General features: G+C 55.5%; 23 protein-coding genes and 1 tRNA gene. 14 read left to right on the top strand and 10 right to left on the bottom strand.

The window, feature by feature from the left end; translation table 11 throughout:
- The first annotated feature begins 394 nt into the window (after positions 1-394).
- Positions 395-913: an outer membrane protein gene (locus ACR0D6_RS19550; protein ID WP_480449436.1), complete on the top strand. Its 519-nt coding sequence runs from the start codon at positions 395-397 to the stop codon at positions 911-913.
- Positions 914-936: 23 nt separating this feature from the next.
- Here the strand turns inward: ACR0D6_RS19550 and ACR0D6_RS19545 are convergent, their stop codons facing one another.
- A complete protein-coding gene (locus ACR0D6_RS19545) occupies positions 937-2,124 on the bottom strand; it encodes a pyridoxal phosphate-dependent aminotransferase (protein ID WP_480766746.1) in 1,188 nt (395 codons plus the stop codon).
- A 59-nt stretch (positions 2,125-2,183) separates the two neighbouring features.
- Positions 2,184-2,528, bottom strand: coding sequence for an MmcQ/YjbR family DNA-binding protein (locus ACR0D6_RS19540; RefSeq protein ID WP_170655734.1), 345 nt, complete (start codon positions 2,526-2,528; stop codon positions 2,184-2,186).
- Between the two features lie 212 nt (positions 2,529-2,740).
- On the opposite strand from ACR0D6_RS19540, the gene cysS reads away from it, so the two are divergent.
- The 3 genes from cysS to ACR0D6_RS19525 are packed head-to-tail and all read left to right on the top strand — an operon-like array spanning position 2,741 to position 6,539.
- On the top strand, positions 2,741-4,111 hold the full coding sequence (gene cysS, locus ACR0D6_RS19535; RefSeq protein ID WP_480766745.1) for a cysteine--tRNA ligase: 1,371 nt from the start codon (positions 2,741-2,743) through the stop codon (positions 4,109-4,111).
- Positions 4,111-5,760 (top strand): citramalate synthase, encoded by a 1,650-nt coding sequence (cimA, locus tag ACR0D6_RS19530; RefSeq protein ID WP_480766744.1) that lies wholly within the window; start codon positions 4,111-4,113, stop codon positions 5,758-5,760. Before cysS ends, cimA begins: the two co-directional genes overlap by 1 nt.
- The gene (locus ACR0D6_RS19525; RefSeq protein WP_480766743.1) at positions 5,712-6,539 is read left to right on the top strand and encodes a phytoene/squalene synthase family protein; all 828 of its coding nucleotides are present in this window, start codon (positions 5,712-5,714) and stop codon (positions 6,537-6,539) included. The genes cimA and ACR0D6_RS19525 overlap by 49 nt, the downstream gene beginning before the upstream one ends.
- An 8-nt stretch (positions 6,540-6,547) precedes the next feature.
- Here ACR0D6_RS19525 and ACR0D6_RS19520 read toward each other — a convergent pair whose 3' ends face one another.
- Positions 6,548-7,759 (bottom strand): MFS transporter, encoded by a 1,212-nt coding sequence (locus ACR0D6_RS19520; RefSeq protein ID WP_480726970.1) that lies wholly within the window; start codon positions 7,757-7,759, stop codon positions 6,548-6,550.
- Positions 7,760-7,859: 100 nt separating this feature from the next.
- On the opposite strand from ACR0D6_RS19520, the gene ACR0D6_RS19515 reads away from it, so the two are divergent.
- The 3 genes from ACR0D6_RS19515 to ACR0D6_RS19505 are packed head-to-tail and all read left to right on the top strand — an operon-like array spanning position 7,860 to position 9,645.
- Positions 7,860-8,492, top strand: a complete 633-nt coding sequence (locus ACR0D6_RS19515) for a DNA-3-methyladenine glycosylase family protein (RefSeq protein WP_480766742.1) — start codon at positions 7,860-7,862, stop codon at positions 8,490-8,492.
- Complete coding sequence (locus ACR0D6_RS19510) at positions 8,489-9,154, top strand: alpha/beta fold hydrolase (protein WP_170655724.1); 666 nt, start codon at positions 8,489-8,491, stop codon at positions 9,152-9,154. Before ACR0D6_RS19515 ends, ACR0D6_RS19510 begins: the two co-directional genes overlap by 4 nt.
- Positions 9,155-9,156: 2 nt before the next feature.
- Positions 9,157-9,645, top strand: coding sequence for an N-acetyltransferase family protein (locus ACR0D6_RS19505; protein WP_480766741.1), 489 nt, complete (start codon positions 9,157-9,159; stop codon positions 9,643-9,645).
- On the opposite strand, the gene ACR0D6_RS19500 is transcribed toward ACR0D6_RS19505, so the two are convergent.
- Entirely contained in the window at positions 9,642-10,067 is a 426-nt protein-coding gene (locus ACR0D6_RS19500) for a VOC family protein (protein WP_480766740.1), read from the bottom strand. The two genes, ACR0D6_RS19505 and ACR0D6_RS19500, sit on opposite strands and share 4 nt — an antisense overlap.
- 31 nt (positions 10,068-10,098) lie before the next feature.
- Complete coding sequence (locus ACR0D6_RS19495; protein ID WP_480766739.1) at positions 10,099-10,704, bottom strand: rRNA large subunit pseudouridine synthase E; 606 nt, start codon at positions 10,702-10,704, stop codon at positions 10,099-10,101.
- A gap of 213 nt (positions 10,705-10,917) precedes the next feature.
- On the opposite strand from ACR0D6_RS19495, the gene ACR0D6_RS19490 reads away from it, so the two are divergent.
- A complete protein-coding gene (locus tag ACR0D6_RS19490) occupies positions 10,918-11,505 on the top strand; it encodes an HNH endonuclease (RefSeq protein ID WP_170655718.1) in 588 nt (195 codons plus the stop codon).
- A gap of 2 nt (positions 11,506-11,507) precedes the next feature.
- Here the strand turns inward: ACR0D6_RS19490 and ACR0D6_RS19485 are convergent, their stop codons facing one another.
- Together ACR0D6_RS19485 and ACR0D6_RS19480 are read right to left on the bottom strand one after the other, a co-directional pair.
- Positions 11,508-11,972 (bottom strand): disulfide bond formation protein B, encoded by a 465-nt coding sequence (locus tag ACR0D6_RS19485; RefSeq protein ID WP_480766738.1) that lies wholly within the window; start codon positions 11,970-11,972, stop codon positions 11,508-11,510.
- On the bottom strand, positions 11,969-12,547 hold the full coding sequence (locus ACR0D6_RS19480) for a YqaA family protein (protein WP_170655714.1): 579 nt from the start codon (positions 12,545-12,547) through the stop codon (positions 11,969-11,971). The genes ACR0D6_RS19485 and ACR0D6_RS19480 overlap by 4 nt, the downstream gene beginning before the upstream one ends.
- 144 nt (positions 12,548-12,691) lie before the next feature.
- Here ACR0D6_RS19480 and ACR0D6_RS19475 point away from each other — a divergent pair.
- Positions 12,692-12,777, top strand: a tRNA-Leu gene (locus ACR0D6_RS19475).
- A 98-nt stretch (positions 12,778-12,875) separates the two neighbouring features.
- Here ACR0D6_RS19475 and ACR0D6_RS19470 read toward each other — a convergent pair.
- A complete protein-coding gene (locus tag ACR0D6_RS19470) occupies positions 12,876-13,133 on the bottom strand; it encodes a site-specific integrase (protein ID WP_480766737.1) in 258 nt (85 codons plus the stop codon).
- Positions 13,134-13,453: 320 nt separating this feature from the next.
- On the opposite strand from ACR0D6_RS19470, the gene ACR0D6_RS19465 reads away from it, so the two are divergent.
- The 5 genes from ACR0D6_RS19465 (at position 13,454) to ACR0D6_RS19445 (ending at position 19,598) form a co-directional block, all read left to right on the top strand.
- Positions 13,454-15,388, top strand: a complete 1,935-nt coding sequence (locus tag ACR0D6_RS19465; RefSeq protein WP_170655712.1) for a PrkA family serine protein kinase — start codon at positions 13,454-13,456, stop codon at positions 15,386-15,388.
- Positions 15,389-15,403: 15 nt separating this feature from the next.
- Complete coding sequence (locus ACR0D6_RS19460) at positions 15,404-16,726, top strand: YeaH/YhbH family protein (protein ID WP_480766736.1); 1,323 nt, start codon at positions 15,404-15,406, stop codon at positions 16,724-16,726.
- Entirely contained in the window at positions 16,719-18,203 is a 1,485-nt protein-coding gene (locus ACR0D6_RS19455) for a SpoVR family protein (RefSeq protein WP_480766735.1), read from the top strand. The genes ACR0D6_RS19460 and ACR0D6_RS19455 overlap by 8 nt, the downstream gene beginning before the upstream one ends.
- Before the next feature lie 478 nt (positions 18,204-18,681).
- A complete protein-coding gene (locus ACR0D6_RS19450) occupies positions 18,682-19,158 on the top strand; it encodes a hypothetical protein (protein ID WP_480766734.1) in 477 nt (158 codons plus the stop codon).
- A gap of 38 nt (positions 19,159-19,196) precedes the next feature.
- Positions 19,197-19,598, top strand: a complete 402-nt coding sequence (locus tag ACR0D6_RS19445) for a ribonuclease E inhibitor RraB (RefSeq protein ID WP_480766733.1) — start codon at positions 19,197-19,199, stop codon at positions 19,596-19,598.
- Positions 19,599-19,625: 27 nt separating this feature from the next.
- Here the strand turns inward: ACR0D6_RS19445 and ACR0D6_RS19440 are convergent, their stop codons facing one another.
- Both ACR0D6_RS19440 and ACR0D6_RS19435 read right to left on the bottom strand, forming a co-directional pair.
- Positions 19,626-20,420 carry a carbon-nitrogen hydrolase family protein gene (locus ACR0D6_RS19440; RefSeq protein WP_480766732.1) on the bottom strand — a complete coding sequence of 265 codons (795 nt, stop codon included), beginning with the start codon at positions 20,418-20,420 and terminating at the stop codon, positions 19,626-19,628.
- A gap of 2 nt (positions 20,421-20,422) precedes the next feature.
- A complete protein-coding gene (locus ACR0D6_RS19435) occupies positions 20,423-21,580 on the bottom strand; it encodes a M24 family metallopeptidase (RefSeq protein WP_170655700.1) in 1,158 nt (385 codons plus the stop codon).
- Positions 21,581-21,703 lie beyond the last annotated feature (123 nt).

Genomic DNA, 21,703 nt, shown 5'->3' with positions numbered 1-21,703 from the left:
TACCAAACGGATTTTCCAAAAATCGCCGTGCATTCGGCCCCTCTAACATTCTTCAGTCTAGGTTGGCATCTTGTCCGGATTCGATCTGTTCTGTTTGCGACCTGAGTTCAGATGTTTTTTGGGCAACAGAATCAACATCGATCCAACAGCGTTCCTAACTTGAATTTTGGCGATTGTTCGAGTGATTGAGAGCGATTGTGATCAGTGCAAAAGCATGCGTTCCAAAGATTTTTTCCCGTATGACGAGAATTTTGCTATACTCACTTCACATTCGTTAGAGAAGGGCATCCGCTAGGTTGAAGCATTCAAGGGGTTTTTCCATATCAATTACTAAGGTCCGGGCTGTTCTACCAATCGAAATGGTCTGGTTGTTTCCGATTTTCGGAGTCGCAATATGGCAAAGTTGATTTCAGTATTGGTGGCCTTTTCGGTTCTCGTTTCAACCCCGGCGTGGGCTGAGGACTGGACCGGGCCATATGCTGGTTTCAGCTTTGGATATTCCGATGCGGATGGGCCGGGCGGTCTTGGCGGCAGTGGAACAAATTTTGGCCCGCATATCGGGTATGACTATGATTTCGGCAGCCTTGTTCTGGGTGGAGAACTGGAATTCAACTGGAATGATCTGGATTTGGGAACAGGCGGTGGCAGCATCGACGATATAACGCGTCTGAAGCTGAGGGGCGGGTATGATTTCGGTCCGGCACTTGGTTACGTGGTTGTTGGTGCCGCACGTGCAGGCGCTTCGGGTGACAGCGATACTGCCGCTGTTTACGGGATCGGCGTCGCCTATCCGGTAAACGACCGATTTGTCATCAGCGGTGAGGCGTTGCGCCAGAACTTCAGTGATCTGAACGGACAATCCGGCGACGCCGATACCAACACATTCAATCTCAGGACGACCTTCAGATTCTGACAGAACGCTCGACGGCTCATCCGCTACTCTGCAGCGTGCTGCTCAGCCAGACCTGCAGCAAAGTTGCATAGCGTCTGCAATGCAGTGGCAAATGCATCGTCTTCAATTGTCATGGCGACGCGAACGTGTCCAGCAGCAGACGTTCCAAAACTTTCGCCGGGCATAACCGCGATTGAGTGTTGGTCCAACAGCGCATTTGCGAACTCGTCGCCGCTGAGGCCAGTGGCCCGCACATTCAGCATCAGATACATCGCGCCCCCCGCCGGAACAAGTCCGACGGTGTTTTGACGCGAAAGGATGTCCATGGCCAATGCGCGCCGACGGCGAAATGGTTCGGCAATAGTTTCTTCTAAATCGGTGCCGGTGCTGAGCGCATAACTGGCTGCATCCTGAACAAATCCCGGAACGCCGTATGTGGTGTGCGTGGCAAGGTTGATCAGATGCTCGATAATCTCCTCGGGTCCAACGATCCAGCCACAGCGCGACCCGGTCATTGCGTGTGATTTCGACATAGAACCAACAACAAGGGTCCGTTCGGTCATGCCGGGCAATGCGCGGGGCGAAATGTGCTCGCCCTCCCAAATCTGCGTGTCGTAAACTTCGTCCGAGATCAGCCACAAGTCGCGTTTTCGGCAAACCGCGGCGATGCCTTCCAACGTCTCACGCGGATACACGACCCCTGTGGGGTTGTTCGGCGAGTTGATCAAAAGCGAAACGGCTCCTTCCGCAGCACTGTCGATGTCGGCAGGTTGCGGTAGAAAGGCATTTTTTGCCCGGGTAGGAACAGCCTTGGCAACGGCTCCGACCCCGCGAATGGTGCCGGGATAGGTCGCGTAATACGGATCAAGATACAACGCTGTATCGCCTGCGTCGCAGGCAGCCATGTGGGCCGCGAAAAGGGCTGCCTGACCCCCGGATGTGATCAAAACATTGTCGCGTTTCGTCGGAACACCGGTCCGCGTCTGAACGCGCGCGGCCACAGTGTCGCGCAGCAGGGCCGTACCTGGAACCATTGCATATCCGGTGTGGCCGCCACGGGCCGACGCATCCATCGCTGCCAGAATGGAGGGATCGGTACGAACGTCATGTTCACCAATCGTCAACTCCGTTACGGCGATGCCTTCGGATTTCATCCGGCGTGCGCGATAAAACACCTCCCAGCCGTCTGATCCCCCGCTGGTCAAATTTGTGATGCGATGCGACAGTTTCATCACTGGACTCCTTGGAACGTTCCAGCGCGGAGAGGGGCAGACGGATGACAGTTTGTCAATCAACTTCGCGGCGGCAATGTCGCCTTTATCTTTTTCGTCAGAGATGCCCGCACGATGTCATACGACGCGACCACCCGATGCCGGATTTCTTCCTCATCCGTTCCCCATGGCAGACGAAGCCAGCTGCGATGAAAATAAGGCGCTTTTGTTCCTACTCCCGCGTCGATTAGCATCTGGGCGGTTTCAATATCGGGCGTCTTCACCGACACGCCGTCATTTGCTGTACCGATGCAGGCAAACATCTTACCTCCAACTTTCCAAGCATCATGACCGCCTCCCCATGGGTCCGAAACCTCGGCCCCGGGGAGTGTTTTGCAAATTGAATTCACTATCTCTCGGCTCATTCATTCAGTTTGCACGGGTTCAACGATCACTCAAGCCTTGGCGTTGGTGCGGGCTCGTGATATGGCGGTGGGCATGAACCGGATGACTTACATCATTATCTGCTGCATTTCCTGCTGAACTTTCAAGCGGGCCGGTTTCTTTCGTTTTCATCTCTGAGACAAGTTGCTAAGCCCGCGTCAACGCGCAAGCCCATGGCTTAAGGACCTGACCGATGACGACGATCAAGCTGCACAACACCCGGACCCGGACGAAAGAGGATTTCGTTCCAATCGATGCTGAAAATGTCCGGATGTATGTCTGCGGACCGACCGTTTATAACCGGGCGCATCTGGGAAATGCGCGGCCTGTCGTGGTGTTCGATGTACTCAACCGATTGCTGCGTCACGTCTATGGCGCGGATCATGTGACCTATGTGCGCAATTTCACTGACGTGGATGACAAGATCAACGCACGCGCAGCCGAAAGCGGAAAGCCAATCAGCGACATTACCGCCGAAACGACGCAGTGGTTTCTGGATGATATGGGGCAGCTTGGTGCGCTTGAGCCGGATCATATGCCGCGCGCCACGCAATATATCGAGCAGATGATCGCGATGATTGAAATTCTGATCGATAAGGGCCACGCCTATGCCGCCGGGGGCCATGTTCTTTTTGCAGTGGATTCGTGGAAAGAGAAATACGGAAAGCTTTCCGGTCGTTCCGTCGATGACATGATTGCCGGTGCGCGGGTCGAGGTAGCGCCCTACAAAAAGAGCCCGATGGACTTTGTTCTGTGGAAACCCTCGACGGATGATCTGCCGGGATGGGATTCTCCGTGGGGCAGGGGCCGTCCGGGCTGGCATATCGAATGCTCGGCCATGGCATATGAGCTGTTGGGTGAGAGTTTTGACATCCACGGCGGCGGCAATGACCTGATGTTCCCGCATCACGAGAACGAGATAGCGCAAAGCTGCTGCGCACACCCGCATGGCGAGTTCGCCAAAGTCTGGATGCACAATGAGATGCTGCAGGTCGAAGGCAAGAAGATGTCCAAGTCACTGGGCAACTTCTTTACCGTGCACGATCTGTTGGAGCAGGGCGTGCCGGGCGAAGTGATCCGCTTTGTGTTCCTGCAAACGCATTATCGGAAGCCGATGGACTGGACCGAAAGGAAAGCGCGCGAAGCCGAGGCAACCTTGCGCAAGTGGCGGGCGCTGACAGCGGGCATTGAGCCCACCGCCAGCGCGTCGCCCGCGATCATCGCTGCGCTGGCCGATGATCTGAACACTGCGGGCGCCATCACGGAACTGCACCGTTTGGCGGCGGATGGCGATGTTGCGGGCCTGTTGGCGGGCGCGCAATTGCTTGGATTGTTGTCGGAAGGGTTGGGCGCGTGGGCCGAAACTGCAGAACTGGATTTGTCTTCGCATGAAGAAAAACTTGCAAGCGCCCGGGCAATTGCCATGGAAAGCAAGGACTTCGCCGAAGTGGATCGGTTAAAGGCTGCGTATCTGGAAGCCGGTCTGGAGGTTCGCATGAGCAAATCAGGTGTGGAGCTGGTTCCAGGCCCCGGATTCGACGCCGCAAAGCTGGAGGCGGTCTGATGGTATCGGAAAATCAGTCAAAGGAACGCCTCTATCTCTACGACACCACGCTGCGTGACGGGCAGCAGACACAAGGCGTGCAGTTCTCGACCGCTGAGAAGGCGCAGATCACACAGGCATTGGACGAGTTGGGCGTTGACTATGTCGAAGGCGGCTGGCCCGGCGCGAACCCGACCGACAGCGCATTTTTTGACACGGCACCAGCGACGAAGGCGCGCCTGACCGCTTTCGGCATGACCAAGCGATCGGGTCGGTCGGCGGAAAACGACGATGTGCTGGCTGCGGTAATGAATGCTGGTACACAGGCAATCTGTCTGGTCGGCAAGGCGCATGACTACCATGTCACGCAGGCGCTTGGCATCCCGTTGGAGGAAAATGTCGAGAATATCCGCGCCTCGATGGCCCATATCGTCAGTCAAGGGCGTGAGGCGTTGTTCGACGCCGAGCATTTCTTTGACGGTTACAAGGACAACCCGGAATACGCCATTGCAACCTGCCGTGCCGCGCTGGATGCGGGCGCACGTTGGGTGGTTCTGTGCGACACCAATGGAGGCGTTTTGCCTGCCGAGGTCGGGCGGATCGTGCGCGACGTTATTGACGCCGGACTGCCGGGTGACCGGCTGGGCATTCACTGTCACAACGACACCGAGCAGGCGGTGGCTTGTTCGCTTGCCGCAGTCGATGCGGGCGCGCGGCAGATTCAGGGCACTTTGAACGGGCTGGGCGAGCGCTGCGGCAACGCGAACCTGACAGCGCTGATCCCGACATTGTTGCTGAAGGAACCTTATGCGTCGCAATTCGATATCGGTGTAAGCCGCGAAGCTCTGTCCGGGCTGACACGCATCAGCCGGATGCTGGACGATATCCTGAATCGCGTGCCAAGCAAGCAGGCGGCGTATGTGGGCGCCTCGGCCTTTGCACACAAGGCGGGCCTGCACGCCAGTGCCATCCTGAAGGATCCGACAACCTATGAACATGTTGAACCATCAACTGTAGGTAACAGTCGCATCATTCCCATGTCGAACCAGGCGGGTCAGTCGAACCTGCGCAACCGGCTGGCTGAGGCGGGGATTGTCGTCGAAAAGGGCGATCCAGCGCTCGGGCGCATTCTTGAGCGGATCAAGGTGCGTGAGGGTGAGGGGTACTCTTATGACACCGCACAGGCCTCGTTCGAATTGCTTGCGCGGGATGAACTGGGCCAGTTACAGCAGTTCTTTGAAGTCAAGCGGTACAAGGTGACGGTCGAGCGGCGCAAGAACAAGTACAACAAGATGGTCAGCCTGTCCGAGGCGGTCGTCGTAGTGAAGGTGGATGGCGAGAAAAAACTGTCTGTCAGTGAATCACTGGATGACAGTGGGAGCGATCGCGGTCCTGTGAATGCTCTGGCCAAGGCGCTGGCCAAGGATCTTGGGCGATATTCCGAAGTACTGGATGACATGCATCTGGTGGACTTTAAGGTCCGCATAACTCAGGGCGGGACCGAAGCCGTCACGCGCGTCATCATCGACAGCGAGGACGGTACAGGACGGCGGTGGTCTACTGTTGGTGTCAGTGCGAACATAGTTGACGCGTCATTTGAGGCTCTGCTGGATGCAATTCAATGGAAACTGGTGCGCGATTGCGGGGCACAGGCCACAGCGGCGGAATAGCGGTGCAGTTCGACGATGACCTAAGAGCTTGTGCCGAGCTGGTGCAACGGGCCGACCCCGACCGGTTTCTTGCCACCATGGCGGCCCCGGTTGCAGCTCGGGCCGTTCTGTTTCCGTTGTATGCCCTGAATGTCGAAGTGGCGCGTGCGCCATGGGTTACACAAGAGCCTATGATTGCCGAAATGCGGCTGCAGTGGTGGCGCGATGCCTTGCAGGAGATCGCCGAAGGAAAGACAATCAGGCGGCATCAGGTGGTAACGCCACTAGCACAGGTTCTTTCCCCTCATCTTGCCGGTAAACTAGATGAATATGTCGCCGTAAGGCGATGGGATATATACAAAGAACCCTTTGAGGATGGCGAGCATTTCGACAACTACATCGACCAGAGTTCGGGCACTTTGACATTGGTTGCCGCACAGGCGATGGGTGTGGCAGAGGAAAGCGTTCTGCGGGATTTTGGCTATGCGTTGGGCGTTGCAAACTGGCTTCGTGCAATTCCGGAACTGGAAGCACGAGGTCGAATTCCGCTTTTGGACGGAACACAGGACGGTGTTCGTCAATTGGCAGGCAAGGCCATGGAGCGATTGGCGCGCGCCCGTTCAAAGCGCACCTTGATAAGCGCTGAGTCTCGGCCTGCGATGTATTGTGGCTGGCAAACCGGTGCGATCCTGCGCCAAGCGACCGCAGACCCCAAAAGGGTGTCGGGCGGAGCGCTAGGTCAAAGTGAATTCCGCCGCCGCGTGGATCTGATGGCGCGTGTAGTGACGGGACGGTGGTAGGTCGACCGTCAGGCCTCCTTCGGGCGCATCGTCAGCCACATCAGGGCACCACCTGCCAGTGTCAGCAACGGAACCATCGCCAGATTGACCGCCGTCCAACCCTCGACCGGTGAACCGCCCGAGCAGTTCATCAACCCGCCAGAGGCCAGCGACGCCATCGTCACCCCACCAAACACCAGAAGGTCGTTCAGGCCCTGCATCCTGCCGCGCTCGTGAATCTCATGCTCGCTGGCCAGCATTGTGGTTGCTCCGATAAAGCCGAAATTCCAGCCAATGCCCAACAAAATCAGCGCGATAAAGAAATTTCCAAGCTCAACACCCTGCAGCGCAACGACGCCCGCACCTGCCAGAATGGCCAGTCCAAGGGCGACGATCTTTTCGACACCGAACCGGGCGATCAGGTGGCCGGTGAAGAAACTGGGAACGTACATCGCCAGCACATGGCTTGTGACGACATCGGCCGCATCACCTTCGGTATAACCGCAGCCGACGACGGCAAGCGGAGTTGATGTCATCACCAGATTCATCAGCGCATACGAGACCATCGCACAGATGATGGCGACTGCGATGCGCGGGGTTTTGAGTAATTCCAGACGACTCCGTCCCTTGGGCGCGTCGGCCTGAGGGCGAGGAGGTTTGGGGATATCGAGGAAAAAGAACAGCCCCGACCCGACGACATTGACCGCGATCACCGCAAAATACGTGCCGAGAAATGGGATCACGTAAGATTGCGAGGTCAGCTTGACGATCTGAGGACCGATGATGGCAGCCGCCAGACCACCCGCCATGACATACGAAATCGCCTTGGGGCGAAACTCGTCCGATGCTGTATCCGCAGCGGCAAAACGGTAAAATCCGTGCGCGCTCATGTAGATCCCAGTCAGCAGGCTGCCCAGCAGGAATATTGGGAACGACCCGAGGTACAGGCCATAAGCACCAACCATGCCACCCAGTGCCCCCGCCGTGGCGCCCACAAGAAATCCGGTGCGCCGTCCCCATCTTTGCATGATGGCCGAGATCGGAGTGGCGGCCAGCATCGAGCCAAGGACAATCAGCGATATCGGCAGAGTGGCCAGACAGGGATTGGTTGCCAGCGACTGTCCGGCCAGCCCGCCAACCGTGAAAATCATCGGCATCTGCGCGCCGAGAATGGCTTGCGCAGCAACCAGAACGGCAACGTTGCGTTTGGCCTGACTGTTGTCGGGGGCGGTCGAGATCATTGTCATGCCCGCATGGGTATCGGTGAATTCATTTGCGCACAAGCGGGTTGCATATGCGGCAAAGGGGCCTAACGTGCAGGCATCCACGGAAGGGGGGAATATGTCCGTAGGTCGGATTATCGAGACACCGGATTGCGTGACCGAAGGCGCTACGTGGCTGGCGGGTGCCTGCCCGCGCATGGCCTATGCGATGGAACAAACCGGCCCCTTACCGTTGCGACGTCGACCGGACGGATTTGCGCAATTGCTCAGCGCGATCGTCAGTCAGCAGGTCAGCGTTGCGTCGGCCAATGCGATCTGGAAGAGGATGCAGGATGCCAAACTGACCGGGCCGCGGAAAATAATGTGGGCCACGGACGAGGATTTGCGCGCTGTAGGATTGAGTCGACAAAAGATACGCTATGCGCGGTCGTTGGCTGAGGCTCGTATAGATTACAAAGCGTTACGAGGTGCTTCTGACAAAGAGGTCGTCGCGACCCTCACTGAGGTGCCGGGAATTGGCGTCTGGACCGCTGAAATCTATGCGATGTTTTCTCTTGGCCGTGCGGATGTAATCGCACCGGGCGACCTGGCCCTGCAAGAGGCGGCGCGCGTTCTCTACGATTTGCCAAAACGCCCCACTGATAAGGAACTGCGGCAAATGGCCGAAGCATGGTCACCCTGGCGTTCGGTTGCGGCCCGCGTCCTGTGGGCCTATTACCGCGTGGCCAAGGACAGGGAAGGGATCAGATGACAAGGGTTTTGAACGCGCTCCGGAAAGAACCGGTTTCGGGCGACACGCGCTCGGTCGTGGTATTCGTGCACGGTTATGGTGCCAACGGGGCGGACCTACTGGGGCTGGCCGATGTGCTGGGTGAACATCTGCCTGACACGTTGTTTGTTGCCCCCGATGCGCCTGAGCAAATCCCCGGTATGCCAAACGGGTTTCAGTGGTTCCCGATCCCGTGGATCGATGGCTCGTCCGAGGAAGAGGCCCGCCGAGGCATGGAAATGGCAGTTGAAGACTTCAATGCCTTCCTTGATGCCCTGATGGTCGATGAAGATGTGCTGCCGGAACAGGTTGTTCTGTTCGGATTCTCGCAGGGCACAATGATGAGCCTGTTCGTCGCCCCACGTCGCGAAGACCCAGTGGCTGGCATCGTCGCGTTTTCCGGGCGTTTGCTGGAACCGGACCTGTTGGCCGATGAGGTAGTCAGCCGGATGCCCATTTTGCTGGTGCATGGTGATGCCGATGATGTAGTACCGCCCCAATCGCTGCCGGAAGCCGCTGAGGCCCTGCAGACTGCCGGTTTCAAAGAGGTCTATGCGCATGTCATGAAAGGCACAGGGCACGGCATAGCACCTGATGGGCTGAGTGTGGCGCTGGCATTTATGCGTGACAAATTGAGCCTCTGACCATGATCGCCGTCCGGCCGATGATGCGCGAAGATGTGGCGGATGCTTGCCGCATCCTCAACCAGATCATTGCCATTGGTGGAACGACTGCGTTTGAGATCCCGTTCTCGGAACCGCTGTTCGCACAGAGCTATCTGGATGGGGTAGACAAGATTTGCTGTCACGTTGTGTTGGATGAGCAGGGTGAAGTGGCGGGATTTCAATGGCTTGGCATACATGAAGCACTGCCCGATGATTGCGCGGACATCGCCACCTTCACCAGACGTGATCCGGTCCTGAAAGGGGCAGGACGCGCATTGTTTTCCGAGACAGTCAAGGTGGCGACTTCGTTGGGGTTTCAATCGATTAACGCCACAATCCGCACCGATAACGCACCGGGCTTGAGTTACTATAACAAGATGGGATTTCGGGATATGTCAGTCGCTTACGGCGTACCGCTTCGCGACGGGACCCCGGTGAATCGGATTTCGAAGCGGTTCAACCTGCGTTAATCCCACAGATGCCCCTCGGCGAATTCGACCGAGTTTCCGGCAGGGTCGCGGACATACAACGACCTAACGCCACCGGGCCAGTCGAATTCGGCATCAAGCGGAATGTTCCAGTCCAATAGATGTTTGCGCATGATCGCAATCTCATCCCGGGACAAAACAAGGCAGACATGTCCGGCGCCGCGGGATCCGTGTGGGGGAACGGGCAGGTCGAGGTTATTTGGCGGTTGTTCTGTTTGGTCCGGGTTGAACAGCAACAGAACCGAGCCGCCGACCCGATAGAAAATGTGCCGGTTCTCGACGCGCTGTATTTGGGTCAGCCCAAGGATTTCGCCATAAAACCGCTCGGCGGCATCCAGATCGTCCACATAGAGGGCAGCTTCCAGAATGGCGGAAGGGGCCGGTATGTCCGGTGTGACCTTCATGAAATCAGTTTAGCCACTGTAACGCCTTCTGTCACCGGCGGGGGCGTCGGTCGCGTTTGCGCTGAGGTGCGGCGTTCAGATTCGGCAAAGGAAGGCTTTCCCATTGACCGGGTTGCAGCCCATCCAGTGACCAGTCGCCAATACGTGCGCGGATCAGGCGTAGTGTAGGGTGGCCCACAGCAGCCGTCATCCGGCGCACCTGGCGGTTGCGTCCTTCGCGCAGCGTCAGTTCGATCCAGCTGTCGGGAACCGTTTTGCGCACCCTGATTGGCGGTACCCGTTCCCACAGATCAGGTGGCTCATCCATCAGCTCCACTTTGGCGGGGCGGGTCAGACCGTCCTTTAGCTCGACACCTTTTCGCAACGCGTTAAGTGCAGCGGCGTCGGGTTCACTTTCGATCTGAACCCAATAGGTCTTGGCCATTTTATGCTTTGGGTCCGATATTTGCGCCTGCAGTCGCCCGTTGTCTGTAAGCAGCATCAATCCCTCGCTATCCCGATCCAGACGACCAGCCGGATATACACCGGGCAGGTCGATAAAATCCGACAACGTAGGACGTGGCGATTCCGAATTTGCCCGGTCAGTGAACTGGGGCAGGACATCATAGGGTTTATTGAAACGGATAAGCCAGGACATGAAACCGCCATAGCCCGATGAAGGGCCACAGTGCAACCTGTGGATAACTGTCACGTATCTGTTACGGATTCGCCTTACCCAGTCTTCGACATATTGTGTAAACTCAGGGCTTGTCAGAGTTTTACCACGATATATAGTCATAGTAAGACCGGGGCGGGTGCTCCCCGCTCTGATGTCACAAAAGGGCAGTACAGAGCGAGGAGAGATTCTGTAATGGACGGAGATTTCAGGACTGAATTTGTCAGAGAGCCGGGTGCGCTGAAACATCATCCGGCGTTGGTTCTGAATGCTGACTACCGCCCGCTTTCGTATTATCCGTTATCTCTCTGGCCCTGGCAGGAGGCGATCAAGGCTGCCTGGTTGGATCGCGTGGACATTGTAGCCGAATATGACGAAGTAGTCCGCAGCCCCAGCACTCAGATACGAATACCGTCGGTCGTTGTGCTGAAGGACTATGTAAAACCCAGAAAGCGCGTGGCCTTCACGCGCTTTAATTTATTTCTGCGGGACGAATTCTGTTGTCAGTACTGCGGCAGCAGGGGGGATCTGACCTTTGACCATGTCGTCCCTCGCGCGGCGGGCGGTGTAACAAGCTGGCAAAACGTTGTTGCGGCTTGCAGCCCCTGCAACCTGCGCAAGGGTTCAAAGTCGTTGCGGCAGGCTGGAATGGCATTACGCAAACCGCCGAGGCAGCCCGAGGCTGAAGAACTGCAAAATGTGGGCCGTAAATTCCCGCCCAACCACCTGCATGAGAGCTGGATGGACTTTTTGTACTGGGATGCTGAACTGGACGCGCAGTAGCTTCAGTTGCTTTTCCAGGCTGCGATCCACACAAGAACCAAGCCCATTGACACCAGCGCATTCCAACCGGCCATCGACACTCCAAACAATTCCCACGGAATTTCGTCGCATCTGACCAGCGGCGCCGCCAATATCTGATCCATCAACTGTTGCGGTGTCAGTCCGCCAATATCACCGGACGTGCATGTGGACGGGCCTTCCCACCAGCCGCGTTCTACACCTGCGTGAAACAGACCGACCGCAGCGGTGGTCAATGCAGCAAGAGCGCCCAGAGCGGGCAAAATCCGAAGTTTCGGTGCAGCCAGCGCGACAACGCCGATGACGGCGGCAGCTGCATGGGGATAGCGCTGCCAGATACACATCTTGCACGGCGCAAGACCACCCAGATACTGAAACCCCCACGCGCTCAGCAACATCGCGGCAGAACCCAGCGCCGCAAGCAGAACCAGCTTATTTCGATTTGTCATAGATAACGTACCACCGCAAAGCCTCCGATCAGGAGGACGATGAAGACTGTAAAGACCAAACCCAGACGCTTTTCAATGAAATCGCGGATAGGCTCTCCGAAACCCCAGAGCAATCCTGCGACAACGAAGAACCGGAGCGCTCGGGCCAGGATGGAAGTCGCGACAAATGTTCCAAGTGGCATTCCTGTCCACCCGGACATGATCGTGATCACCTTGTAGGGGAATGGCGTTACTCCGGCGGTCAGAACAGCCCAGAACCCAAAGTCGTTAAAACGCTCATTGAATTCTTCCATTGCATGCGCCTTGCCCATCGACTCGAGGATGGGTTGGCCGACGCTTTCATAGAAAAACGCTCCGATCGCGTATCCCAAAAGCCCACCCAGAACCGACGCGACCAAAGCGACGGTCGCGATCAACCACGCTTTGGACGGACGGGCGAGAATCATTGGAATCATCAGCACGTCCGGAGGAATCGGAAAAAATGAACTTTCGACAAAAGCGACGACAGCCAACGCCCACATGGCGTGTGGATGCTCGGCCAGACGAATCGTCCGGTCATAAAGTGCTCGCAACATCTGATGCGCAATCCTTGAAACTGTTGCGTTAAGCCAAATCATGAGGTCAGCAAAGCGTCAACCACTCTGGATCGAAATCAGGTCTGAATTCTGTGCTTTTGCCTCTGGACCTTACTGCCTGTGGACGCTAATCCAGTGATCGTGGCCCAAGTGGCGGAATGGTAGACGCAGGGGATTCAAAATCCCCCGCCTTCACGGGCGTGAGAGTTCGAGTCTCTCCTTGGGCACCACTGATTTTAATGGGATAATCGCATTTTCCGCTCTAGTGAGTTTAGGGGCGATTACATTTACTAACACTTTCACGTCCTAGTCCTATTCTGTTCTAGCCTCAGATTCGGCGTGACTGCGCGGCCTTGGACAACCAGCGACGATCCGCCTTGTGGCGATAACAAGCGACCATTTTGGCACTTTGGTTTGTGACGGCCTGAATTTCAGCTTCTGAACATCCAGCCTCGGCCAGCCGGATAATTGCGGGTTTTCGCAGGCCGCGCAGAACATAAGGTTTAGCGTTGGCCGCCAGATCCTTACGCCAGGCGCGAAACGATTTTCTAAAGTCATAGTAGCCCAACGGCTCGCTTAGGTTCACCGGTAAGTGTCACGACTGAGCCTGCAGCCAGTTCAAGTGCAACCCAAGCTTCCTGGGCTGTCAGAATTCAGAATACGGCGTCTGCTTACCGGTCGGGCAAACCCATAACGAGGGTGGAACATCGGCGCGACCAAGGCGGCAAAAAAGGGTCGCGCGGTGGCGGCTATTGCAGGCTTCAAGGAGCACTTGTTTCAACTGGGCAACGGACGGGAAACAAATTGTGATTAGAAATTAGACAATTACGGACCAATTTTGTGGTAGACTAGGATGAACTTAGCGCGCTGGGACGAAGGAGAACGAAACCTAGAGGAACTTTTAAAATGGAGATTTTCGAGCAGTTTGCAGAAGAGTATGGGCGGACAAAGCTCATCGAAATGACATTGCAGGACTATTTGCTGGAATGTCGTGAAAATCCAACGATGCGGGCTACCGCCGCCGAGCGGATGGTTGCCGCAATTGACGAACCAGAGCTTGTCGATACCAGTCAAGAGGCTCGGCTCAGTCGCATTTTTCTTAACCGTACAATCAAACGATACAAACCCTTCCAAGACATCTATGGCGTCGAGGAAACCATTGAGCGAATTGTCGGTTTTTTCCGCCATGCCAGCCAGGGCCTCGAGGAACGCAAGCAAATCCTCTATCTGTTGGGTCCGGTCGGTGGGGGCAAATCAACGCTTGCCGAGATCCTCAAGAACCTTATGGAGCGGCAGCCGATTTACGTGCTGAAGGCGGGTGACCAGATCAGCCCAATCTTCGAGTCTCCGCTTGGCCTTTTCGACCGTGCGCGGATGGGGGATCTGCTGGAGAACAAGTACAACATCCCCAAACGGTTGTTGAACGGGTTGATTTCGCCCTGGGCTGTCAAGCGCCTGCAGGAATTTGATGGTGATATTTCCCAATTTTCGGTTGTGAAACTCTACCCGTCGAAACTGCGTCAGATTTGCGTTGCGAAAACCGAACCGGGCGACGAAAACAATCAGGACATTTCTTCGCTTGTCGGAAAACTCGATATACGCAAGCTGGAGGAATTTAGCCAGAACGACCCGGATGCTTACTCCTATTCCGGCGCTCTGAACCGCACCACGCAAGGCTTGATGGAATTCGTGGAGATGTTCAAAGCGCCAATCAAGGTGCTGCACCCCTTGCTGACCGCTACGCAGGAGGGGTCTTATGCGGGCACAGAGAACATCGGCGCTTTCCCCTTCCAGGGTATAATAGTTGCGCATTCGAACGAAGCTGAATGGCAGCAGTTCAAAAACAACAAGAACAACGAGGCCTTTCTGGATCGGATCAGTCTGGTCAAGGTTCCCTATTGCCTGCGTGCCTCGGACGAAGCCCGAATTTACGAAAAGTTGCTCGAGGAAAGCAGCCTTGGCGAATCCCCCTGTGCGCCGGAAACGCTGTCCATCCTGAGCCAGTTCAGTGTTTTGACACGGCTGAAAGAGCATGAAAACTCGCCAACATTTTCCAAGCTTCGCGTCTATGACGGTGAAACCCTGAAGGATACCGATCCCAAAGCGCGGTCAGTGCAGGAATATCGGGATGCGGCCGGGGTGGACGAGGGAATGACGGGCACATCCACCCGCTTTGCGTTCAAAGTACTGTCCGAGACCTTCAACCACGACACCGAGGAGGTGGGTGCCGATCCGGTTCATCTGCTCTATGTTCTTGAACAGGCTGTGAAACGCGAACAATTCCCCGACGAGGTTGAAAGCCGGTACTTGTCGTTCATGAAAGACGATTTGTCGCCGCGCTACGCGGAATTCATTGGTAACGAGATTCAAAAAGCCTATCTGGAATCCTATTCTGACTTTGGTCAGAACCTTTTCGACAGATACATCGCCTATGCTGATGCCTGGATCGAAGATCAGGACTTCAAAGATCCGGATACCGGCCAGATTCTCAATCGCGGCGTTCTGGAGCAGGAGCTTGAAAAGATCGAAAAACCGGCCGGAGTTTCCAACCACAAGGATTTCCGAAACGAAGTGGTCAAATTCGTGCTGCGTGCGCGGGCCAACAATCGCGGTCGCAACCCGGATTGGCGCAAATATGAGAAGCTGAGACGCGTGATCGAAAAGCGCATGTTCGGTCAGATCCAGGACTTGTTGCCGGTCATCAGCTTTGGCGCCAAGCGGGACAAGGAAACCGAAGCCAAGCATAACGAGTTTATTGATCGCATGATCGGCCGCGGCTACACGCGCCGTCAGGTCAGGCGCCTGGTTGAATGGTACATGCGGGTCAACAAGGCAGGATGAGGAGTCTATGCTCAAATGGCCCATTTCATCGACCGAAGGCTAAACCCCAAGGATAAGAACCTCGGGAACCGTAGGCGGTTTTTGCGCCGGGTTCGTTCCGCCGTCAAAGAGGCAGTTGACGAAAGCGTGCGGCGCCGAAAAATCGCCGATGTCGGCCAGCAGGAAAACATCTCGGTACCATCAGAAGGGATCGGAGAACCGCATTTTCAACATGACAGCAAAGGTGGGTCCAGACACCGGGTTCTGACCGGAAACAAGAAGTTCAAGGCTGGTGACCGGCTCAAGAAACCTCCATCGGGCCAGAGTGGACAAGGTGGACGTGAGGGCGCGCCGGATGGAGAGGGCGAGGACGAGTTCATGTTCGTTCTGTCGCGGGACGAATTTCTCTCCCTGTTTTTTGAAGATCTCGAACTGCCCGACATGGTCAAACGCAGTCTGAAAGAGGTTGCGGTCTCCAAACCGCATCGCATGGGCTATACCGCCGCCGGGACACCCGCCAACCTCAGTGTTTCGCGGACGATGCGTAATGCGTTCGGCCGACGTCTTGCTATGCGGCGCCCAACAAATGCCGAGATACAGGCTCTCACGCAACAGGTTGAAGAACTGGAGGCTCTGGAAAAGCCAGATGCGGCGCGAAAGGCGGAAAAGCATTTACTGCGCGAGCAGCTCGACAAGATGCTAAGGCGACGCCAGATCATTCCCTACATTGACCCTCTGGACGTACGTTACAAGTATTTCGAGATGCGCCCCGAGCCGGCGGCAAACGCGGTGATGTTTTGCTTAATGGACGTTTCAGCCTCGATGGGAGAGCGGGAGAAGAGCCTTGCTAAGCAGTTCTTCGTCCTGTTGCATCTTTTCCTCAAGCAACGCTACGACAAGATCGAACTCGTGTTCATCCGCCACACCCAGATCGCCGCGGAAGTCGACGAAGACACTTTCTTTCACTCCCGCCAAACCGGCGGTACGGTCGTGAGCAGCGCGCTCAACGAGATGAAAAAGATAATCGAAGCCCGCTACCCGTCCGCACTGTGGAATATCTATGCCGCGCAAGCATCAGATGGTGAGAATTTCAGCGGAGATTCCCAACTGTGCGCCGACCTGCTGAACAGTGATCTGATGAAGGGCTGCCAATACTTCGCCTATACGGAGATCGTCGACGAGACCGAAGCCAATCTGATGAACAGCGAAGACAATGGTATGGAGCTTTGGCGCTCGTACCGACAGGTCGCAGAGGCTTGGCCAAACTTCGCCATGAAACGGATCGCGCGCGCCAGTGATATCTACCCTGTTCTGCACGAGCTGTTTGCACGCAAGAGGAACGGAGTTTCCAATGGCTGAACAGGCAGAAGCTAGGACGTCATTGTTTGAAGGCGCGGAATGGGATTTCGATACCATCCACCGCAGCTATGACGCGATCGAGCGCGTAGCGATTGATGATCTCGAACTTGACGTCTATCCCAACCAGATAGAAATCATCTCGTATCAGCAAATGCTGGATGCCTATTCGTCGACTGGGATGCCGCTCATGTATCGGCACTGGTCCTTCGGCAAGCGTTTCGTTCACGAAGAGAAAGCCTACAGCAAAGGCGCAAACGGTCTTGCCTATGAGATCGTGATCAATTCCGATCCCTGTATTTCGTACTGCCTCGAAGACAACACGATGGCGCTTCAGGTCCTTGTGATTGCCCACGCGGCCTTCGGGCACAATCATTTCTTCAAGAACAATCACCTGTTTCGCCAGTGGAGCGATGCGCAGGGTATTCTCGACTACCTCGACTACGCGCGTGGTTTTATTGCCCAATGCGAAGAACAGCACGGGGAACGCGAGGTTGAGAAACTACTCGACGCTGCCCACGCGCTTATGCCATCGAGCGTTTTCCGACACAGACGCCCCCCCCACTCATCGCTTGCGGACGAGAGAATCCGACAGCGTGAGCGGCGCATCGAAGAGGAACGGGCGGTACACTACCTGTGGGACGCTTTCGATCACCCCACACAATCGTCGAAAACCGATGAAGAGGCGCAAAAACGTAAGCGAGAAATGGGGTTGCCAGAAGAAAATCTGCTCTATTTCGTCGAACGTCACAGCCCGGTTCTGAAGTCTTGGCAACGTGAAGTTCTGCGTATCGTTCGAAACATCGCACAGTACTTCTACCCGCAGCGCCAGACAAAAGTGATGAACGAAGGATGTGCGTGCTTCGTCCATTATTATATCACCAACGAGTTGCACCGCACCGGTCTGCTGACGGATGGAGCCATGCTCGAAATTTTGCATAGCCATACCAATGTGCTTACGCAGCCCGACTTTGACGCTCCGAACGCAATGGGGCTCAACCCTTATGCGCTGGGTTTCGCGATGATGCAGGATATCAAGCGCATCTGCACCGACCCAACCGAGGAGGACCGGGAATGGTTCCCGGACATAGCGGGTAGCGGCGCGTGGCGGGATGTATTGAAGGATGCCTGGGCCAACTATCGGGACGAGAGTTTCGTGCAGCAGTTCCTCAGCCCAAATGTCATGCGCCGGTTCCGCATGTTTTCGCTGACCGATGAAGAGGGGAAACCTTTCTACACCGTCGACGCAATTCATGACGAGCGCGGTTATCACCAGGTGCGCGACACCCTGGCGCACAGTTTCGACGTTTCGGAACACGATCCCGATATTCAGATTGTTGATGTGGACTTGATGGGCGATCGTCACCTCAGGCTAAATCATTCCGTGCGCAACGGTGTGCCGTTAAACAAAAAGGCGTCTGAAGCGACTATAGGCTATCTGCAGCAAATCTGGGGTTTTGATGCGGCGTTTGAAAACTAGGTTTGGGGCGCATTGATATCCGTTTTGAGGCGTGATTCATCGTTCGAAGAACGAGCGGTGACATGTCTGATCTTCTCTGGCTGAGCCATATGCAGATGGCGCGTTTGTAGCCCTGTTTCCCAAAGTCTCACGGCGAGCCACGTGCCGATGAACGAGGCTCAGTTACATACTTCTTGCAATTGACGGTCTCGTGATTGGCGAGTGCTGTCATAGCCCCACGTACAAAGAATATATTTTGCCGCTGCAAGTTAGCTTTTGGGGAACTTTATCAAAAGAATCTTCCGATAAGCCATTTGGTAGCACGGGGACCCACGAATGCTTGGCTTCAAATTGGTGAAGTCCACGGCACGGGTAAACTAAAATCGCTGATTGAACTCAGTTTGGTCGTTCGCCGCAGAGTAAGAGGCTAAAGTCAATTAAGTGTTTGCTTCGGGCTCACCGCAGACATTCGAAAGTTCACAATAGGGAGGAAAACCAGTTGTCAAAATTCATTGTTATTGCAGCTTTTATTACGACAAATCTCTTTTTCTATTCCCTTGCTCAAGCACAGCAAGGTCCACTTGGATACGTAGATATCGGTGGAGTTCCGATGCACTGTACGTCAAGCTCAGGGCAAAGGGCGGCGATCTTCATTGACCCCAGCGTTGATCACAACATCGGGCGTGCAATGAACAATGGCTATCCAATAATCGTTTTGGGTCCGGGATTTTTTAGCCGCGTTCCGCCTTTGGTGGGTCAGTTTTGGTTCTTGCATGAATGCGCGCACCATGTTGTCGGCGGAAATGAGGCTGCCGCAGATTGCTTTGCAATTAGGAACCTCCGCAATTTGGGTCTGATCCGGCACCCAAGGCAAGTAGACAAACTTCTGTATCAGATTTCTCAGATGCCGGGATCATTCAGGCACCTGCCTGGCCCGCCGCGCGCTCAGAACATTTTCTTTTGTCTCAACAGTTAAATTCGATAGGAATGCGGTTCCAAGAAAGGTGTGGAGTGATGGCTTTATGGGCGCTTATCCAGGATCGGCTGAGCTCGATTCAGGATCACTTTTTTAAACCCTCAGATGAGCAAATGTTGAAGTCTGCAGAAGAACATGGTCTCGACTTATCGCAACCTGTTCCTTTCACGTTTTACCTTGCCTTCAAGAGCCGGCGGGATGCAGATATTGTGGCAAAAGAATTGTCTGAAAAAGGCTACGTGGTCACACATGAAACGGATGAAGAGGGTGATCAATATCCTCATGAGATCGAAGCCGAAGTGAGCTTCATCCCTAGCGCGTCAGAGATCAAAAAACATGACGAGCTATTCAAATCTACTGCTGCGCAATATTCAGCGAGGTATGATGATTACAGCATCGGGTTTGGTTCTGATCTACCCTTCTATCAGGGTGACGGCTGAGCGGACGAAGCTGACGTTCGGCAAGAGTTAGAGAACGTCTGGTCCTAGCGCTTCGCGGTCCACTAGATAAGGAAGCCTTGCTTGTGCGACTGACACTTTGTCTAGGTGCAAATTGCCATAGATGATTTCGGGTTGCGCCTTTGCGCGTGCCAGTTCCCGCCCATCTGGGGTTGCAATAAGGCTTTGGCCCAGAAAGGCCATGCCGTTTTCGCTGCCAGCGCTGTTGGCGTACGCAAGATACACACCGTTCTCAAAAGCGCGGGTTGGAATCATGCGTTGCGAAACCCACTCCCACTGAGCCCCTAGTGCGGTGGGCACGATGACAAGCTCTGCTCCCATTGAGGCCACATGCCGCGCCGTTTCCGGGAATTCTGCATCATAGCAAATCAGCGTCGCAATCCGCACGTCGCGGTATGAAAACAGCGTACAACCTCGACCGGGGGTGAAGTAATTTCCTTCGAATCCCGGCGGAATGACGAGCTTACGATGCCCGCCCAAGCGTGTACCGTCCGGCCCGATGCATTGTGCCGCGTTAAAGATCGCTTCCCCGTCAGATTCAGGAAACCCATAGTGGATTGCGAGGTCGTGTTCCTTGGCAAGTGTCGCAATGGCCCGAGAAATAGGACCATCAGCAGGTTCGGCCCGCGCGACGACCTGATCGCCGATATGATAGCCACTGGCAAAAAGCTCGGGCAGCACCAGAAGGTCAGCCTGCTCGGCGGCGACCTCGGGCATCACCCTCGACAGCCAATCCAGCCGATCATGCACCGTGGCCAATTCTGCTGGCGATTGTCCAACCGCAAGTCGAAACACACGGCCCATCCTTAGTTGTCCGTGACCAACAATGTGCGGGGATATTCGGTGATGTAGTCAAATCCCGTCTCCGTCACCACGACGGAATCGCCGATACGCCCCGCGGTCACCCCATCGATAGAGATGCCCCCATCCACTGCAAAGGTCATGCCCGGTTGCAGAATGGTGGTGTCGCCGGTTTTAAGCTCGGGCGCCTCAAGATAGGCCACACCAATGGATCGCCCCGTGCGATATCCGGTCTGATATCCCCGTTGGGCATAGATCTCATTGGCGGCTGCAGCCACTTGTTGCGCTTCGACCCCAGGGCGAATAGAGGCGATTGCAGCTTGTTGGGCGTCAATGGCGGCTTCTTGAACTCGGGCGGCATCATCGCGCACTTCACCGATGTGGAACATCCGGTCGAAACCCAGTTTGTATTGTTTGAACTGCGCCATGTTGCAAAAGCAGAAATAGACCGGGTCGGCGCGCTGATATCGACGCATCGAGGCGCGGCGGTGCACCATGGAAGTGTCCTTGCCGCTTTGCAGGATTTGCAGGTTGTGGATCATCGGCGAGACAAATCTGTCCCAGCCTTTATCCGTCAGAAACGTGGCAGCCTTGCGCGATCCGGCCTCAATAACGGCCAGTGCACTCTCATACTCCGGAGCACCCTCCTGCAAGCTGTCATGAGCGGCTTTCATCATTGCGCCAGCGATCTGGCCTGCTTCTTTCATCACCTGAATTTCAAAGGGAGTTTTGATCATCCGCATGGCTCCCAGTATCGGTGAGATGTCTTTGATCGGCACCCCCGGATAGGTCTCATCCAAATGATTGCGCACAATTGCGGGGATGCTGCCGCGCTCCACCCAGATGTCACCCGGATTATCACCTAGGGCTCTGGCAAGGGCGCGGCCCCACGTGCGTTGCCCCATATCTTCCCAAGTCCGAACATCCTCGACCCAGGTCATCGCGCCCACCATTTCGCTTTCCATCAGCGGGGTGATCACGATGGGCGCCTCATCGGCATTTATGACTAACATCGAGGGGCGACCAAATTCGATACCCAAATAACCCCAAAACCCTGCGAGGTAAGCGATGGAGCTTTCATCCGTAAAAACGGCCCGCTGGATACCCAGATCTTTCATCCGGGCCTGAAGGGTGAGGGTGCGGGTTTTGGCTTCGTCGAGCATTTGTGTTTCCTCGATTGGGGGCTGGAGAGGTATCTCTAAATGCTTAAGCTGTACACAGCTTGGGAGTCAAACTTATACTTAGTTTCAAATATTGCCGTCAGTTCGCCAATGGTGTATGCACCT

This window comes from Ruegeria sp. BJ6 (assembly GCF_056537885.1).
Note: the sequence above shows the minus strand (reverse complement) of the source record. Positions and strands in the feature narration are given on the sequence as shown.

Bases quoted from the DNA above. Each gene is read 5' to 3' on its own strand.
- ACR0D6_RS19550 (WP_480449436.1), top strand. From the start codon at position 395: ATGGCAAAGTTGATTTCAGTATTGGTGGCCTTTTCGGTTCTCGTTTCA.
- ACR0D6_RS19545 (WP_480766746.1), bottom strand. From the start codon at position 2,124: ATGAAACTGTCGCATCGCATCACAAATTTGACCAGCGGGGGATCAGAC.
- ACR0D6_RS19540 (WP_170655734.1), bottom strand. From the start codon at position 2,528: ATGAGCCGAGAGATAGTGAATTCAATTTGCAAAACACTCCCCGGGGCC.
- cysS (WP_480766745.1), top strand. From the start codon at position 2,741: ATGACGACGATCAAGCTGCACAACACCCGGACCCGGACGAAAGAGGAT.
- cimA (WP_480766744.1), top strand. From the start codon at position 4,111: ATGGTATCGGAAAATCAGTCAAAGGAACGCCTCTATCTCTACGACACC.
- ACR0D6_RS19525 (WP_480766743.1), top strand. From the start codon at position 5,712: ATGGAAACTGGTGCGCGATTGCGGGGCACAGGCCACAGCGGCGGAATA.
- ACR0D6_RS19520 (WP_480726970.1), bottom strand. From the start codon at position 7,759: ATGATCTCGACCGCCCCCGACAACAGTCAGGCCAAACGCAACGTTGCC.
- ACR0D6_RS19515 (WP_480766742.1), top strand. From the start codon at position 7,860: ATGTCCGTAGGTCGGATTATCGAGACACCGGATTGCGTGACCGAAGGC.
- ACR0D6_RS19510 (WP_170655724.1), top strand. From the start codon at position 8,489: ATGACAAGGGTTTTGAACGCGCTCCGGAAAGAACCGGTTTCGGGCGAC.
- ACR0D6_RS19505 (WP_480766741.1), top strand. From the start codon at position 9,157: ATGATCGCCGTCCGGCCGATGATGCGCGAAGATGTGGCGGATGCTTGC.
- ACR0D6_RS19500 (WP_480766740.1), bottom strand. From the start codon at position 10,067: ATGAAGGTCACACCGGACATACCGGCCCCTTCCGCCATTCTGGAAGCT.
- ACR0D6_RS19495 (WP_480766739.1), bottom strand. From the start codon at position 10,704: ATGTCCTGGCTTATCCGTTTCAATAAACCCTATGATGTCCTGCCCCAG.
- ACR0D6_RS19490 (WP_170655718.1), top strand. From the start codon at position 10,918: ATGGACGGAGATTTCAGGACTGAATTTGTCAGAGAGCCGGGTGCGCTG.
- ACR0D6_RS19485 (WP_480766738.1), bottom strand. From the start codon at position 11,972: ATGACAAATCGAAATAAGCTGGTTCTGCTTGCGGCGCTGGGTTCTGCC.
- ACR0D6_RS19480 (WP_170655714.1), bottom strand. From the start codon at position 12,547: ATGTTGCGAGCACTTTATGACCGGACGATTCGTCTGGCCGAGCATCCA.
- ACR0D6_RS19465 (WP_170655712.1), top strand. From the start codon at position 13,454: ATGGAGATTTTCGAGCAGTTTGCAGAAGAGTATGGGCGGACAAAGCTC.
- ACR0D6_RS19460 (WP_480766736.1), top strand. From the start codon at position 15,404: ATGGCCCATTTCATCGACCGAAGGCTAAACCCCAAGGATAAGAACCTC.
- ACR0D6_RS19455 (WP_480766735.1), top strand. From the start codon at position 16,719: ATGGCTGAACAGGCAGAAGCTAGGACGTCATTGTTTGAAGGCGCGGAA.
- ACR0D6_RS19445 (WP_480766733.1), top strand. From the start codon at position 19,197: ATGGCTTTATGGGCGCTTATCCAGGATCGGCTGAGCTCGATTCAGGAT.
- ACR0D6_RS19440 (WP_480766732.1), bottom strand. From the start codon at position 20,420: ATGGGCCGTGTGTTTCGACTTGCGGTTGGACAATCGCCAGCAGAATTG.
- ACR0D6_RS19435 (WP_170655700.1), bottom strand. From the start codon at position 21,580: ATGCTCGACGAAGCCAAAACCCGCACCCTCACCCTTCAGGCCCGGATG.